The 14,772-nt window shown below is 38.9% G+C and carries 16 protein-coding genes; 13 read left to right on the top strand and 3 right to left on the bottom strand.

The genetic code is table 11. The annotated features are described in order from the left end of the window. Positions 1-15 precede the first annotated feature (15 nt). The 3 genes from H131_RS20615 to H131_RS20625 all read left to right on the top strand — a co-directional run bounded on the left by H131_RS20615 (position 16) and on the right by H131_RS20625 (position 2,092). Entirely contained in the window at positions 16-753 is a 738-nt protein-coding gene (locus H131_RS20615) for an urease accessory protein UreH domain-containing protein (protein ID WP_010861068.1), read from the top strand. A gap of 27 nt (positions 754-780) precedes the next feature. Further along, positions 781-1,491: a cytochrome c biogenesis CcdA family protein gene (locus H131_RS20620; RefSeq protein ID WP_010861069.1), complete on the top strand. Its 711-nt coding sequence runs from the start codon at positions 781-783 to the stop codon at positions 1,489-1,491. A 277-nt stretch (positions 1,492-1,768) separates the two neighbouring features. Next, positions 1,769-2,092, top strand: coding sequence for a YnfA family protein (locus tag H131_RS20625; RefSeq protein WP_010861070.1), 324 nt, complete (start codon positions 1,769-1,771; stop codon positions 2,090-2,092). A gap of 177 nt (positions 2,093-2,269) precedes the next feature. On the opposite strand, the gene nhaC is transcribed toward H131_RS20625, so the two are convergent. Together nhaC and H131_RS20635 are read right to left on the bottom strand one after the other, a co-directional pair. Then, positions 2,270-3,652, bottom strand: coding sequence for a Na+/H+ antiporter NhaC (gene nhaC / locus H131_RS20630; protein WP_010861071.1), 1,383 nt, complete (start codon positions 3,650-3,652; stop codon positions 2,270-2,272). A 151-nt stretch (positions 3,653-3,803) separates the two neighbouring features. After that, on the bottom strand, positions 3,804-4,571 hold the full coding sequence (locus H131_RS20635; RefSeq protein WP_010861072.1) for a sulfite exporter TauE/SafE family protein: 768 nt from the start codon (positions 4,569-4,571) through the stop codon (positions 3,804-3,806). 421 nt (positions 4,572-4,992) lie between these two features. On the opposite strand from H131_RS20635, the gene H131_RS20640 reads away from it, so the two are divergent. The 10 genes from H131_RS20640 to H131_RS20685 all read left to right on the top strand — a co-directional run bounded on the left by H131_RS20640 (position 4,993) and on the right by H131_RS20685 (position 13,709). Beyond that, on the top strand, positions 4,993-5,613 hold the full coding sequence (locus H131_RS20640) for a DUF47 domain-containing protein (protein ID WP_010861073.1): 621 nt from the start codon (positions 4,993-4,995) through the stop codon (positions 5,611-5,613). A 15-nt stretch (positions 5,614-5,628) separates the two neighbouring features. Beyond that, positions 5,629-6,645: an inorganic phosphate transporter gene (locus H131_RS20645; protein ID WP_010861074.1), complete on the top strand. Its 1,017-nt coding sequence runs from the start codon at positions 5,629-5,631 to the stop codon at positions 6,643-6,645. A gap of 62 nt (positions 6,646-6,707) precedes the next feature. Beyond that, a complete protein-coding gene (locus H131_RS24010; protein ID WP_080647758.1) occupies positions 6,708-6,887 on the top strand; it encodes a hypothetical protein in 180 nt (59 codons plus the stop codon). A gap of 93 nt (positions 6,888-6,980) precedes the next feature. Beyond that, a complete protein-coding gene (locus H131_RS25610) occupies positions 6,981-7,403 on the top strand; it encodes a hypothetical protein (RefSeq protein ID WP_036132256.1) in 423 nt (140 codons plus the stop codon). 70 nt (positions 7,404-7,473) lie between these two features. Next, positions 7,474-8,172: a response regulator transcription factor gene (locus H131_RS20655; protein WP_010861076.1), complete on the top strand. Its 699-nt coding sequence runs from the start codon at positions 7,474-7,476 to the stop codon at positions 8,170-8,172. Further along, positions 8,169-9,617, top strand: a complete 1,449-nt coding sequence (locus H131_RS20660) for a HAMP domain-containing sensor histidine kinase (RefSeq protein WP_010861077.1) — start codon at positions 8,169-8,171, stop codon at positions 9,615-9,617. Before H131_RS20655 ends, H131_RS20660 begins: the two co-directional genes overlap by 4 nt. After that, on the top strand, positions 9,614-10,690 hold the full coding sequence (locus H131_RS20665) for a LolA family protein (RefSeq protein ID WP_230491917.1): 1,077 nt from the start codon (positions 9,614-9,616) through the stop codon (positions 10,688-10,690). The genes H131_RS20660 and H131_RS20665 overlap by 4 nt, the downstream gene beginning before the upstream one ends. A gap of 386 nt (positions 10,691-11,076) precedes the next feature. Next, positions 11,077-11,355: an MBL fold metallo-hydrolase gene (locus tag H131_RS20675; RefSeq protein WP_196228949.1), complete on the top strand. Its 279-nt coding sequence runs from the start codon at positions 11,077-11,079 to the stop codon at positions 11,353-11,355. A 17-nt stretch (positions 11,356-11,372) separates the two neighbouring features. Next, positions 11,373-11,966 (top strand): MBL fold metallo-hydrolase, encoded by a 594-nt coding sequence (locus H131_RS20680; protein WP_010861081.1) that lies wholly within the window; start codon positions 11,373-11,375, stop codon positions 11,964-11,966. Positions 11,967-12,260: 294 nt separating this feature from the next. Continuing rightward, complete coding sequence (locus H131_RS20685) at positions 12,261-13,709, top strand: tetratricopeptide repeat-containing diguanylate cyclase (RefSeq protein ID WP_010861082.1); 1,449 nt, start codon at positions 12,261-12,263, stop codon at positions 13,707-13,709. Between the two features lie 56 nt (positions 13,710-13,765). Here the strand turns inward: H131_RS20685 and purU are convergent, their stop codons facing one another. Continuing rightward, positions 13,766-14,674, bottom strand: coding sequence for a formyltetrahydrofolate deformylase (purU, locus tag H131_RS20690; RefSeq protein WP_010861083.1), 909 nt, complete (start codon positions 14,672-14,674; stop codon positions 13,766-13,768). Positions 14,675-14,772: the final 98 nt, after the last annotated feature.

A 14,772-nucleotide genomic window follows, 5' to 3' on the forward strand; every position in this document is an offset into this window, starting at 1 on the left:
AAAGGGTGATACACAATGTATAGTTTCATGTCAGAAATTAGTCAATTAGTAAGTGGGCCGATTACGTTGTTTTTAACGTCGTATAAACATTCGCCATTCATCATTGCCATCCTTCTTGGACTAATTGGCGCGTTAGCACCTTGTCAGTTAACAGGTAATATGAGTGCCATCACCTTCTATGGCAATCGAACGATACAAATGAAAAGTAATGGCGGGGATATCGTATTTTTTATCATTGGAAAAGTCGTAGTCTTTAGCATAATAGGCTTATTTGCTTGGTTGTTTGGACAATCCTTCGAAACGGAAATGACAGTCTATTTCCCTCTTCTTCGCCAAGCTATTGGACCTATCATGTTGCTGACTGGTCTTGTTCTCCTTGGCATTCTAAAATTGAAATTTCTAAATCGTCTCCCTTCACTCATTCCTCAAATGCTAAAAGAGGGGAAATTTGGTTCGTTTTTAATGGGCGCTAGTTTTTCAATGGCCTTTTGCCCAACGATGTTTGTGCTGTTTTTCGTATGGCTGATGCCAACCGTGGTGACCACATCTTATGGACTGATATTGCCAGGGATTTTCGGCATTGCAACGTCGGTCCCACTAATACTAATGCTTGCGCTCATGTACATGTTCGATACAAAACGTATCATTATGAAATCTAGCATGAAAATGGGCAAGATAATACAAACAGCTGCAGGGATATTGCTAGTCTTTATAGGGGTTACAGATACAATTACTTATTGGGGTTTGTATTAACAACCATATAGTGAGGAGCTAAAATAGATGTTTTCAGACTTGAATATACTGCTAGCCTTTGGAGCAGGTTTGTTAAATTTTTTATCACCATGTACATTGCCTTTATATCCAGCGTTTATTTCCTATATAACAGGAATGTCTTTGGATGAGTTACAAGGTGAAAATAAAAAGTCAAAACGAATAGGGATGCTACATACAATATTTTTCCTTTTAGGATTTTCTATTATATTTATTTTTTTAGGCTATAGTTCGTCAGTTGTCGGATGGTTGTTCTTTCAATATCAAGATTTGCTGCGTCAAGTAGGGGCTATATTAATTATCATTTTCGGTTTGATGATTATTGGTGTATTCTCACCTAAATTCTTGATGAATGACAAAAGAATACAGTTTAAGAATCGACCAACAGGCTACTTTGGTTCTTTCTTAATTGGACTTGCATTTGCTGCGGGGTGGACGCCGTGTACTGGCCCCATCACAGGTGCAGTGTTTATGATGGCATCACAAAATCCAAATGTAGGAATGCTCTATATGCTTGCGTACGTTTTAGGATTTGCAATCCCGTTTTTCCTACTAACACAATTTGTGACGAAAGTTACTTGGATTCGAAAATACAGTCGTAAGATAACAAAAATCGGCGGCTATATAATGATTGCGCTTGGCTTACTGCTCTTTTTCGATGGTTTGACCTATATTATTATGTGGTTAAGCCCTTTCTTTAATGGATTTTCAGGTTTTTAAAACTAGTGTTTCAGTATAGTTAGTTTCAATTGAAGGTGAGTCGTCCAGTAATGTAAGGATAGGGTGTAAGAACGCCAACTATCACTTTAAAAATTTCGCGATATTCCTGCGGATCATCCGTGGAAATGGAGCGGAATTTTTTTGTGCACTTATGACCCCACACGCTTTTTAGCATGCCTCCTATTTTTTTATTATGTCCCAGCTACAACTGTTATTAAAAGTGCTACAATTTAGTCACCATGTACTAGACAAAATTTAACTAGAAAGAGTGAAAGAAATGATTTATGCAATCGTCTTATTTATAGTAGCTGGCATTGGAGAAATTGGAGGGGGCTATTTAATTTGGCTGTGGTTAAGAGAAGGTAAACCCTTTTACTGGGGAGTTTTAGGCGGTGTTGCTTTAGCATTATATGGCGTTGTGGCTACATTTCAGTCCTTCCCAACTTTTGGGCGAGTTTATGCGGCTTATGGTGGTGTGTTTATCGTGCTGTCTATTTTATGGGGCTGGGGCATTGATGGGAAAAAGCCGGATATATTGGATTGGGTTGGAGCGGGGATTTGCTTAGTAGGTGTGCTGGTTATATTATTACCGCGTTCATAACTGAAAAGAGGTACTGTCTGACACTGTATAAAATCAGCATTGTCACCTCGTTAAATGTATGGTTAGCGCAGTATAGTGACAGGATATTGAGAATAAAATGTGAAGTAATGTTTGCGAAAAAGAATTGTTTGAGCTAGACAAAAAATAGGTAGCTGACGTTGTCATCAGCTACCCCTGTTATTTTTCTAATTTTGTTAATGTTTTGCCGCTCCAGCCGAATGCCACTGTTAAGATTGGGCCAAGCAAACAGAAGAAGGCGAAAGGTAGGTAGGTTGTCGTTGGTATATCCAGGACACTAGCAATAAATATCCCACAGACACTCCAAGGTACGAGCGGATTGACAACTGTACCAGCATCCTCCATCACACGTGAAAGGTTTTTTGGAGCCAGTCCGACCTTTGCAAACTGTGCTTTAAATGCCTCACCTGTAAGTAAAATGGATAGATATTGCTCACCAATTAACGTATTAATACCTATTCCTGTAAGGGCAGCACCGGTGATGACTGAGCCCGCACTGTTAAATAAGCTTTCAACTTTTCCTAAAATACTTTGAATAATACCTAGCGTAAATAATAGCCCACCCATTGTTAATGCGAGTAATACGAGGGCAATCGTAAATAGCATGCTATTCATACCACCACGAGTAAGCAGTGCATCTACTTCCTTATTACCAGTTTCAGATACATAGCCTTCAAAAAGTATTTTAAAGACATTTGAAATGGCAAGTGGTTCTTGGATGTACGCAAGACCCACACCAACAATTGACACGATTGCAAGTGTAATGAGCGCAGGCGCCTTATAAAACGTCATTACTACAAGAACGACGATTGGCAATAAAGTATACCAATGAATAAGGCCAGTTGACAGCAAACCTTCTTTAAAATGCTCTACCGTTTCAAAGGAAGTATCTGCTCCAGTTGGTGATAAAATAGCGTACAGTATGAATGAAATGATGAAGGCAGGAATCGTCGTCCAGCCCATATTCTTAATATGCTCAAAAAGATCGACACCAACTGTACCTGATGCCAGATTTGTTGTATCAGAAAGCGGAGACATCTTATCTCCGAAAAATGCACCTGAAACAATGGCTCCAGCCGTTATCGCAAGTGAAATATCCATTGCGCCTGCAATGCCCATAAAGGCAACCCCAACTGTTGCGACTGTTGTTAACGAGCTACCAACGGAGATGCCGACGATGCTACAAATAAGAAAAACGATGGCAAAGAAAAAACTTGGTGAAACAGTGAGAAATCCATAGTATATGAGCGTTGGAATTGTGCCACCCATAATCCAACTCGAAATTAATATGCCAATAAAGAAGAAAATAAAAACGGCGCCTAATCCGGCACTTGCACCAGCTATCATCCCAGCTTCCAACTCACGAAATGGCACTTTTTTTATAAGTCCATACGCGATTAATATTGAAATGACAAGTACAATGGGAATATGTGGTGTTGCTTGGAAAATCCCAATGCTAACAGCCATCGTGGCAATAATTAATAGTATAATGAAGCCTGCCTCCAAAAATCGAGGGTTACTTTTTGCTTCGATTCGAAACATGTTAATCCTCCTAACGATTACTTTTGCGCTTCAATGCGGTGAAGCCCAAAAGTATTATAGCACGCTAATAAATATTGTCAATTGATTGAAAATTCCGTCATGAAAACGGTAGCGAATTGTCTTCTCGCTACCGTTCAATAATACTAAATCATTAATTTGGACCAAAATAATCCCAAGCATTTTTTACGATTAATATACATGTCATAATGATGAAAATAATGCGCATGATTTTAGTATCGCGTTTTAACGCAAATTTAGAGCCTAAGATTGCACCAAAAACCATTACAAAGCCCATTGGCAAGCCGTATAGGAAATTAACCTCACCTAATGCTAAAAACATGGCAAGTGCTGCTAAATTAGATGTGAAATTAAAAGCTTTTGCATTGCCTGCAGCCTGCAAGAAATCATTACCCATCATTAATAGTAAGAAGATGTAAAATGAGCCTGTGCCTGGGCCAAAAAAGCCATCATAAAAGCCAATCGCAGCAAAGGCGACAATAAAGGCGATTTTTTTCGAAGTAGTCAAAAGCTTGTGCTCAGCATGATGTCCCCAATCTTTTTTTAAAACGGTATAAGTAGCGACGAGGACGAGCATAACAAGCATAAGTGGCTTTAAGATTGCAGGTGAGACGAGATGCACCGTATACGCACCGAACAAAGAGCCGATAAAAATAAACGGAAGAACTTTACCGATTTTTTTAAAATCAACTTTGCCTGCGCGTAGAAAGGTAAGCATGCTTGTACCATTGCTGATGGTATTGGCCAGTTTGTTTGTGGCAATCGCTGTGCTTGGTGGTAAACCAACGGCCATTAATGCTGGTAATGAAATAAGACCACCACCACCGACGATTGCATTCAAAAAGGATGCGATAAATCCAAAGAATAATAGTATAGCCAGAGACAATAAATTGATGTCCATATGTATGTATTGGCTCACATCCGTTTCTAAAGAGTTATTTGATAGAAAAATACCATCTTTGTACTAAGTGTACTCCGATTTACAAAAAATAACAATGCTGTTTCGACCTATTTCGTCAAAATTAGACGTTTACAATTCCTTAACATTTCTTACAATACCAAAATAATAAGAAAAAATTTTTTTCAAGTATTTTTAGAAAAATAAAAGAAAAAACGGTCATATTTAAAGTAAAAACGGTGTTTTGGTGAGAATATTTAATGTTTTTTAAAACGCTCGAAGAACTTCGAATGTAAATGTGACAATTTTTATATTACAATTTTGTAAATTCAATTCATTTATGTTTAAAGTTCTGTAGAATTGTGTAAAGGCTTTGTTATGATGATGCAGAAATCGACAATCTATTTTCAACAGGAGGAACTTCATGTTCAACTCAAATAAGCAAGATCCATTTTTTCAAGCGTTATTAAAAATCTCTAAAAATGTAAAAGAAGGAATCTACTATGCACATAATGCACGCATTCAAGATATAGATGCCTTAAAAGAAATTGCAGTTACGATGAAGCAATATGAAACAAGTGGAGACAAACTAATCCATGAGCTCATCGTTATGCTAAATAAATCATTTATGACGCCGATTGAACGTGAGGATATTTTAGCTTTAGCCAATAAATTAGATGACGTAATCGACGGCATGGAAGGCTGCATTGCTCACTTTAATATGTATAACTTAACAGAAGTAACGGAGCCAATGCGCCAGTTCTTAACATATATTGCGAAAAGTACTGATGAAATGGTACAAGCAATGGAATTATTAAACAGCAAAAAACTTGTGGAAATGCGTAAGCACTCCATTCAAATTAAAGATTATGAACGTGAATGTGATGAAATTTTCCGTTCTTCTATGAAACAATTATTTATTCAAGAAAAAGATCCACTGCGCATCATCGTGTTCAAAGATATTTACGAGCAATTTGAAGATATTGCAGACAGCTGCCAAACCGTAGCGAATACAATTGAAACAATAATTATGCGTAATGCATAAGATGGAGTGTACTGAATGGATACGATATTACTAATAACAATATTAGTCGTTATTTTTGCGCTTATTTTTGACTTTATTAACGGCTTCCACGATACAGCCAATGCAATTGCAACCTCTGTATCAACACGTGCGCTAAAGCCACGTACGGCTGTTTACATGGCTGCCGTTATGAACTTCGTGGGTGCAATTACGTTTGTTGGTGTGGCAAAAGCTTTGACGAAGGATATTGTTGACCCATTTACCTTAAATGCCTATGACGGCGATATTACCGGTTCTGTCGTTATTTTAGCGGCTTTACTTTCAGCCATCACATGGAACTTGTTAACGTGGTTCTTTGGGATCCCTTCAAGTTCTTCCCATACATTAATCGGTTCAGTGGCAGGTGCGGCGATTGCGGCAGCTGGCTTTAGTGCATTAAATTACACAGGTTTTATCAAAATTCTTCAAGCGCTTATTTTCTCGCCATTACTTGCGTTTGCTGCCGGTTTCTTAATGATGTCTCTCTTTAAAGTGTTTTTCAAAGATATGAATTTATATCGTACCAATAAGGGCTTCCGCACAATGCAAATTGGGACAGCGGCTTTGCAATCATTTACACACGGTACAAATGATGCGCAAAAAGCAATGGGGATTATTACACTTGCATTAATCGCAGGTGGCTTGCACCAAGGGGATGACATTCCATTCTGGGTACGTTTTGCAGCGGCTACTGCGATGGGTCTTGGAACATCTGTAGGTGGTTATAAAATCATCAAAACAGTGGGTGGCAAGATTATGAAAATCCGTCCAGTGAATGGTGTAGCGGCGGACCTAGCATCTGCTTCCATTATCTTTGGAGCAACATTAATCCATTTACCTGTATCCACAACCCATGTAATTTCTTCTTCTATTATGGGTGTTGGTACTGCACATCGTGTAAAGGGCGTTAAATGGGGCATGGCACGTAAAATTATAACGACTTGGGTCATCACAATGCCAATCTCAGCAGTAATGGCTGGCTCAATTTACTTTATACTTAGCTTATTTTTCTAATATATAATGAAGGAATGCACAACTTGCGTGCATTCCTTTTTTTTATTTGAGAAAATGGCAGTTTGACGGATAAAGGTGGTAGAGTGACGGATAGAGCAGGCAGAGTGACGGATAGAGCAGGTAGAGTGACGGATAAAGTTGGTAGAGTGACGGATAAAGTTGGTAGAGTGACGGATAGAACAGGCAGAGTGGCGGATAAAACAGGTAGAGTGACGGATAAGAGCAGGCAGAGTGACGGATAAAGCAGGCTGAGTGACGGATAGAACGGGCAAAGTGACGGATAAAACGGGTAAAGTGACGGATAAAGCAGGTAGAGTGACAGATAGAGCAGGGGAGTGACGGAAAAAGCAGGCAGAGTGACGGAAAAAGCAGGCAGAGTGACGGAAAGAGCAGGCAGAGTGACGGGCAGAACAGGCATAGTGGCGGATAAAGCAGGTAGAGTGACGGATAGAACGGCTCAAGTGACGGATAAAGCAGACAGAGTGGCGGATAGAGCAGGCAGAGTGACGGAAAAAGCAGGCAGAGTGGCAGATAAAGCAGGCAGAGTGACGGAAAAAGCAGGCAGAGTGACGGAAAGAGCAGGTAGAGTGACGGATAGAACAGGTAGAGTGACGGATAAAGCAGGCAGAGTGACAGATAAAGCAGGCAGAGTGACGGATAAAACGGCTCAAGTGACGGATAGAGCAGGCAGAGTGGCGGATAAAACCGACGAAGTGACGGATAGCACCACCTCATACCGAAAAATCCAGCTAGGGTAATTATAAAGAAAGTGTAAAGTTCGAAAAAAATGTATTGTTACATAGTAAGGTTAGTACAGGAGGAAAACAGATGACAGAAAAGCTATTACTAATTGAAGATGACACAGCGATTGGCCGTATTGTGAGAGATACGCTTGTACAACAGGGCTACCAAGTTACTTGGGCGACAACTGGACTTGAAGGACTGGCAGATTTTCAAGCGGATACGTTTGATTTAGTGTTAGTCGATTGGATGCTGCCTGAGATGGATGGGCTGACCGTTTGCCAAAATATTCGTTGGGATAGTGATGTGCCCATTATAATGATGAGCGCCCGTAAGGAAGAGGCCGATAAAGTGGAGGGTTTGCAAGGCGCTGATGATTATATTGCGAAACCGTTTAGCTTAGAGGAGTTAAAGGCGCGTGTGGCCTCCCATTTACGTCGATGGCAACGTTTTAACAAAAAACAGGATAGCGAAGACATCACCTCCTTTGCATATGGCTTGATCATTGACTGGCAAAGGGAAACCGCGAGCCTTGATGATGCTGAGCTGGCTTTAACACAAAAGGAATTTGCCCTGTTAAAGCTTCTGGCGAAAAATCCCAGTCAAACCTTTTCAAAAGAAGCGCTGTACCAGCATGTTTGGCAGCAGGTAAGTGTCGATGAAACACACACAGTAACGGTACATATTAAGGCGTTACGCGAAAAGCTAAAAGACCCAGTCAAAACGCCACATTTTGTTCAAACGGTATGGGGCAAGGGCTACCGCTTCGTTGGTGAACCGTTATGAAAATTAAAACATGGCTGTTCATCATGTTTTTCATCGTCATGATTGTGCCAATTGGCGGGGCATACGGCTTATACGTGTGGATCAATGCTTATTATCACGATAAAAATGTCGGTGAATACATCGAAAAGTGGACTGAACTCAATCAAGTAAAGTCAGTACTAGAGGATCCAACACTGTACGAAAAAAAAGCAGATTTGCAGGAAGTTGAAGCGCTTGTTAATGACCAACTTGCCATTACGCTGTACTCAAAATCTGGTTTTGTTAATTATTCCTCTAATCCATTGACTTCTGGATTTAAATCAAAAGATACCATTTTGAAGGATTTATTCGAATTGCAGCAAAAATACAACGCCTTTACGTATAAAGAACCTGTTTATTATAAGAATGAGTTGGTTGGCATTTATGAAATTCAATTAGTAAGAGCCGATTGGGTACAAGGCGTAGAAAGACGCTCATGGCTTGTAATCGCTAGCATTATTACACTTTTTCTTGCAATCTATACAGCCGTTATTGTGCTGCTTAACCGAAAATTAAACCGACCTTTGCAAGAACTTATGCAGCAAATGCGTGCCTTTGCAAAGGGAGAACATGTGGAATCTACATTAAGCTTAAGAAAAGATGAAATTGGTGAACTGACCCAAACATTTCTTGCCATGCACAATGAAATCGAGCTAGCACGTGCTCATTTAAAAGATGAACAACAGCAAAAGGAATTAATGATTGCGAGTATATCACATGATTTGAAAACACCGCTTACCTCTATACAGGCTTACGCTGAGTCTTTGCAAAACAAGGCATTGACAGAACAACAGCAAGGCGAATATAGAGAAGTCATTTTATCTAAGGCTGAAACGATGAAGCATATGCTAGAAGATTTACTTATGTATACATTACTGCAATCGACAAGCTATGATTTAGAACTTGTTGAAGTCGATGGAGCAGAGTTTTTTGACATGGCGCTGTCAGATTATGAACCACTTTGTGAGGATAAAGGCTTTATGCTTGCGGTTATATGTGAGGTAGATGGCATATTTGCTGTGCATCCGAAGCAATTACAGCGTGTGCTAGACAATTTAATGAGCAATGCTTGGCGCTACGGAGAAATAAATAGCACTATTGGTTTGGCTGCCGTAAATGCTGGAACGTATCCTGCATGGTGCTTTGATTTTGTAAAACCTGCTCTTACTAAGCAAGAGGGCATGTATGTAATGGTACAAAATAGCGGATATGGTGTAAAGGAAGAAGACATCAAAAGACTATTTGAGCCCATGTACCAAGCAGATAACGCCCGTACAAAGGCTGGTCAGCGTGGTACAGGACTTGGTTTAAATATTGCAAAACAAATAATAGAAAAACACGGTGGGACTGTAGAGCTGGTATCCCAAGAAGGTTTTGGAACAGCGGTATTGTGCTGGTTACCACGATATAAAGGAGAAAATGAATGATGAATTGGAAAAAATCATTACGTGCAGCGGGATTAGTTACTGCACTGACATTTAGCTTGGTTGGATGTAATACGCAAGGGTCCTATTCACCCCAGGAGATTATTGACCAAGCATTACAGGAAACAGCTGAGACGACTACGTATTACGGTGAATATACAATCGATATGGGCGAGATGGGTGGAAAAGCACAGGTCAAAGAATGGGCCAAGGAAGGTAAACGACGTATTGACATGACCAGTGAAAATGGTGAACACTTTATTTCAGTCAATAATGGCACACAGATCATTATGTATGATGTAGTAGGAAATACTGTGCATAAAATGAATTATGCTGAGGGTGCACTCGATGGGCTTCAATCACCAAGAGATCAGGCACAATTAATATTTAATATGGTGAAGGATACGCATGAAGTGAACATCGCTGGCGAAGAGAAACTTGCCGGCAGAGATACGTATAAAATAGTAGCGAAAGCGAAAAAAGATGATACATTACTCGGAGATATGGAAGTATGGATTGACAAAAAAACATGGCTAACATTAAAAATAACGACGAACAATGCAGGAAATGAAATGACGACTGCCTATACGAAAATGGATGATAATGCAAAGATTGAAGATGCTCAATTTACAATCGATATTCCAGAGGATGCAAAAGTGGAGGAAATCAGCACGGAAGACTCTGCTTTACAGACAGTAACGCTGGATGTTGTGAAAGCGCAACTTGGGGAATTTTTAATGGTGCCAGATGAAAATGGACTTACTTTGCAAAATATTTCATTTGATAAAGGATTTGAAGATCGCCCTGAATATACATTTGAATACGTAAAGAATGAACAGCAAGAAATTTCACTAACTGTATTTAAAGCCGATAATAGTGTTGCGGAGCTTGAAGCTATTCCAGGTGAGAAAGAAATTGAGGTGCGCGGGCAAAAAGGAACAGTAATGGAGCAAGGGGAATTCCGTTATATTGGCTGGCAGGAACATGGCTATCAATATGGCATAATCATTGAAAACCCTGAAATGACAATCGAAGATGTTTTATCAGCTGCACAACAAATGACTATTGTTCAGTGAGGTGTATCATATGCGGAAAGGTGAATGTATAAAATGTCTGGCTTTGTTTTTATTTAGCACAGTTTTTTTATATGGAGTAGGCGAAACATACAACGTGACATGGCTACAATTTCAATTTTTAGGAGAATTCAATGAGGAAGGCTTTTATTTCAGCTTCAGCTCGCTGATTCCGCTACTAGGCGGATTGCTCATTGTGGCATTATACGAGAAGATGTTTAAACGATTTATATAACCAAGCGAAAATCCACTCAACAAGGGTGGGTTTTTTTGCTTCACCACAAATCAACAAATGCTATAATATGTAAAAATATATTTGGTAGAGTAGGGGAAGATGAATATTGTAGACACAGCTTATTTTACGTTGCATGCCTTAGATGACGGCGTGTATGCAGCTATCGCAAAACCCGGCCAAGGTGCATGGAGCAATGCGGGTATTGGATTTAGGTGATGAATTACTTGTTTTTGACGCGCTTGGCACACCGTCTGCTGGGAAGGAGTTACGGAGTCAAGCTGAAAACATTACTGGCAAGACAGTAAAGTACCTCATCAACAGTCATTACCATGGAGATCATGTTTTTGGTAATCAAATGTTTATGGATACAACGATCATTGCTACCTCATTAACACATCGATGGTGTGCAGAAAAAATAAATTGGAAGATGTAGCAAAGGAAGAAAGGGACATGAAACATTACCTTGTAAATGTGAGAAATCAAATTGATGCAACAGATGACGCCATTTTAAAAGAGAGCTTATTAAACCAGTATAATGAAATGTCCAAAGTATTAAAGGACTTACCTAATATGAAAATGATCCTACCATCAGTGCTGTTTGAGGAAAAACTGATTATTAAAGGTTCAAGACGAAGTGTAGAACTGTACTGTTTAGGTGGAGGACATTCGCCAAGTGATACATTTATGTATTTACCCAATGAAAAGATAGCATTTATGGGAGATTTAATAACTAAGGATTTACATGTCCCGATATATGACGCTACAGAATTTTTGTCAATTTTGCAGGCAGTCAAACAAATGGAAATTGAAACCATTGTGCCAGGACACGGGAGCGTAGAGGGCATGGCTATTTGTGATACGCTTACAGATTATTTATCATGCTTGATTTTAAGAGCAACAGAAGCGCATCGTAGAAACATAACGCGTGAAGACTTTATCTCTGACTTTGAAACACCTAGTAAGTATCGAGCATGGAAAGGCGTAAATGGCATAAAAGCCAATCTTTCAAAGGTATACACTGATCTACAACAAAAACCATCATAAAAGACGAGATTGCTGATAGAATAGAATTATCGCTGATAGAACCAACAAAATCGCTGATAAAACCACAACTACGCCTGATAGCCGTTGTAACCAGAAAAAATCGAAAGCTTGAAAAGCATTTGTAGGCATTGAAGAATGATGAAAAGCCTCTGTTAAAGAGGCTTTTTTCATTTTAAAATGGCATTTTAGGTTAAATTACTCAATTGTTGCCAAATAAATGAGTACAAAGAATTGTAATATTTTGAGTGTGAAGGTAGTATTAAAGGAATAAGAGATATTAAAGGGGGGTACGGTATGGACACACAAGAATTTGAAGAATTATTGATTACACTAGATGAATTATATAGTGCCAATCGCTATTTAGAATATATAGAATTAAGTGGTGCTGCAATAGATAGGGCCTATGCGCTGGCGTTGTACGATAAAGCAATGCATCTGTTACGATACCGTTGTATGAGCTATTTTCAAGTAGGAGATTTACAAATATCCATCAATTTACTTGAGCAATACCGTGAACTTACCTTTTTGTATGGCAATGATATCGACGTCATTCAATATTATTCCCTTGCCTCCGTCTATTGGTTTACATTTGGTCATCTAAAAAAATCAGAAGAGTTTTTGATGAAGGGGCTTGAAATAGCGGAGCGAATTCAGCATGTGGAGAGCATGGGCAAAATTTACAATAATTTGAGTGGCATGGAGATTGAGCTAGAAAAATATGATAAGGCCAAGGAACTTGCCTTAAAAAGTCTATACTATGCCAATGAATTTGACACACAACATGTGCAACCTTATAAAGGGATTATACATTCGAAGACAAATTTAGCGATAGCACATATTGGGTTAGCGGAATTTAATGAAGCGCAGGAGATATTGCAAAATTTACTTGAGCAAATTCATGTACCGCCTTATAGTAAGGCACAATTAGAAGTATTTAATGCCTATGCCCTACTCTGTGAAAAACAGGGCCGTATTGGCGAGGCGATTGATATGTATCAAAAATCAAAGCATTTTGCATTGCAAAATAATGACTTATCCTTGCTTCAAGACATTTATAATTCCTTAGTTAGGCTCATTGAAGACCAAGGCAATAAAATTGTTTTATGTGCTATCCAAAAGGAATATATAAACATTTTATTAGAAATACAAAGGGAAAATTATACACAAGTGTTATTTGAAATGGAGTATAATGCGCAGAAAAAACAGTTTGAAAGAAATTCGTATATTGATCCACTAACCAATATTTATAATCGTCGTTATTTTGATGAACATGCGGAGACAATGGTGAAAAATGCTGCAAAGGAAAGTCAAGAACTGGCTTTAATGATGGTTGATTTGGACCATTTTAAATCCATAAATGATTCGAATGGTCATCTATTTGGGGATGATGCACTAACCATAACGGCAACTACATTGCAAAATTATTTTCAACCTTATGAATCGATTGTAGCTCGCTTTGGAGGGGATGAGTTTATTATTCTCACGCATTTAAAAGAAGGAGAGTCCGTTCAAGCCATTGCACAAAACCTATACCATACATTAAATTCACTATCATTGACGATTAATGAGGAAATTGTACAATTAGAATTTAGTATAGGGGTAAGCACGAATGACTGTGGACACATCAAGCAAGTTGAACCTTTAATACATCATGCGGACAGTGCGCTCTACACATCAAAACGCAATGGACGTAACCAAATTACACTCTATAACCAATATAGCGATGTGGGAAATAGTAAATAATAGAAAAAGGGGCATATGGAGCCCCTCTTTTACATGAAGAAATTTCCATGAAATGATTAATGGAAAACGATTGTCTTGTTGCCCTCCACGATAATTCGATTTTCTAGGTGCCATTTTACAGCTTTCGTCAGTACACGCCGTTCTATTTGGCGGCCAATTTTTTTCAAATGTGCTACCGTATCACGGTGATCCACTCGTTCTACATCTTGCTCAATAATCGGTCCTTCATCTAAATCGTTCGTAACGTAATGCGAAGTCGCACCAATCAGTTTGACCCCTCTTGTATGTGCACGCTCGTATGGATTTGCGCCGATGAACGCGGGTAAGAAGGAATGATGTATATTGATAATGCGATTTTTGAAATGATCCACAAAATCAGGCGTTAATATTTGCATATAACGGGCAAGGATCAGCAGGTCAACTTCATATGCTTCTATTAATCGGATTTGTTCTTGCTCCACCTGTTGGCGAATCTCTTTATGCGCAGGGATATAATGGAACGGGATATGAAATGATTCGACAAGCGCACGTGCATCCTCATGATTGCTAATGACCACTGCAATATCCGTCTCTACATCACCATTTTGCCATTCCCATAATAACTCTTGTAAACAGTGTAGCTCTTTTGAAACAAAGATGGCTGTTCGTTCCCGTTTATTTAAATAACAAAATTTAGCCTCCATGCCATAGTCATTCGCAATATATGTAAATGCCTCTTCCATGTTCTGTGATTTTTCTGGCAGATTGTCGCAATGGAATTCAATCCGTATAAAGAAAGTACCATTCTCAGGATCACTTGAATATTGGCTCGACTCGATAATATTTGCATTAAAATTAAATAAAAATGAAGATAACACAGCTACAATTCCTGGTTGGTCTGGGCACTTGACTAATAAACGTGCACGATTTTCAAATTGAATGTCCTGCTCCTTTTCTATAGCCTTTACTTGGTGTTTCACGGTCATTTACTACAACTCCTTGTACAAAATTCGTCACTTTATTACTTTATCAGAATGAATCGTTATTTTCAAAAACATTCAGAGAAAAAATAATTTCCTGCAAA

Source organism: Lysinibacillus sphaericus OT4b.31, assembly GCF_000392615.1.
Lineage (GTDB): Bacteria > Bacillota > Bacilli > Bacillales_A > Planococcaceae > Lysinibacillus > Lysinibacillus sphaericus_B.

What these genes read in the sequence shown, in the direction of transcription:
- H131_RS20615 (WP_010861068.1), top strand. Translation starts at nt 16, where the DNA reads ATGTATAGTTTCATGTCAGAAATTAGTCAATTAGTAAGTGGGCCGATT.
- H131_RS20620 (WP_010861069.1), top strand. Translation starts at nt 781, where the DNA reads ATGTTTTCAGACTTGAATATACTGCTAGCCTTTGGAGCAGGTTTGTTA.
- H131_RS20625 (WP_010861070.1), top strand. Translation starts at nt 1,769, where the DNA reads ATGATTTATGCAATCGTCTTATTTATAGTAGCTGGCATTGGAGAAATT.
- nhaC (WP_010861071.1), bottom strand. Translation starts at nt 3,652, where the DNA reads ATGTTTCGAATCGAAGCAAAAAGTAACCCTCGATTTTTGGAGGCAGGC.
- H131_RS20635 (WP_010861072.1), bottom strand. Translation starts at nt 4,571, where the DNA reads ATGGACATCAATTTATTGTCTCTGGCTATACTATTATTCTTTGGATTT.
- H131_RS20640 (WP_010861073.1), top strand. Translation starts at nt 4,993, where the DNA reads ATGTTCAACTCAAATAAGCAAGATCCATTTTTTCAAGCGTTATTAAAA.
- H131_RS20645 (WP_010861074.1), top strand. Translation starts at nt 5,629, where the DNA reads ATGGATACGATATTACTAATAACAATATTAGTCGTTATTTTTGCGCTT.
- H131_RS20655 (WP_010861076.1), top strand. Translation starts at nt 7,474, where the DNA reads ATGACAGAAAAGCTATTACTAATTGAAGATGACACAGCGATTGGCCGT.
- H131_RS20660 (WP_010861077.1), top strand. Translation starts at nt 8,169, where the DNA reads ATGAAAATTAAAACATGGCTGTTCATCATGTTTTTCATCGTCATGATT.
- H131_RS20665 (WP_230491917.1), top strand. Translation starts at nt 9,614, where the DNA reads ATGATGAATTGGAAAAAATCATTACGTGCAGCGGGATTAGTTACTGCA.
- H131_RS20675 (WP_196228949.1), top strand. Translation starts at nt 11,077, where the DNA reads ATGCAGCTATCGCAAAACCCGGCCAAGGTGCATGGAGCAATGCGGGTA.
- H131_RS20680 (WP_010861081.1), top strand. Translation starts at nt 11,373, where the DNA reads ATGAAACATTACCTTGTAAATGTGAGAAATCAAATTGATGCAACAGAT.
- H131_RS20685 (WP_010861082.1), top strand. Translation starts at nt 12,261, where the DNA reads ATGGACACACAAGAATTTGAAGAATTATTGATTACACTAGATGAATTA.
- purU (WP_010861083.1), bottom strand. Translation starts at nt 14,674, where the DNA reads ATGACCGTGAAACACCAAGTAAAGGCTATAGAAAAGGAGCAGGACATT.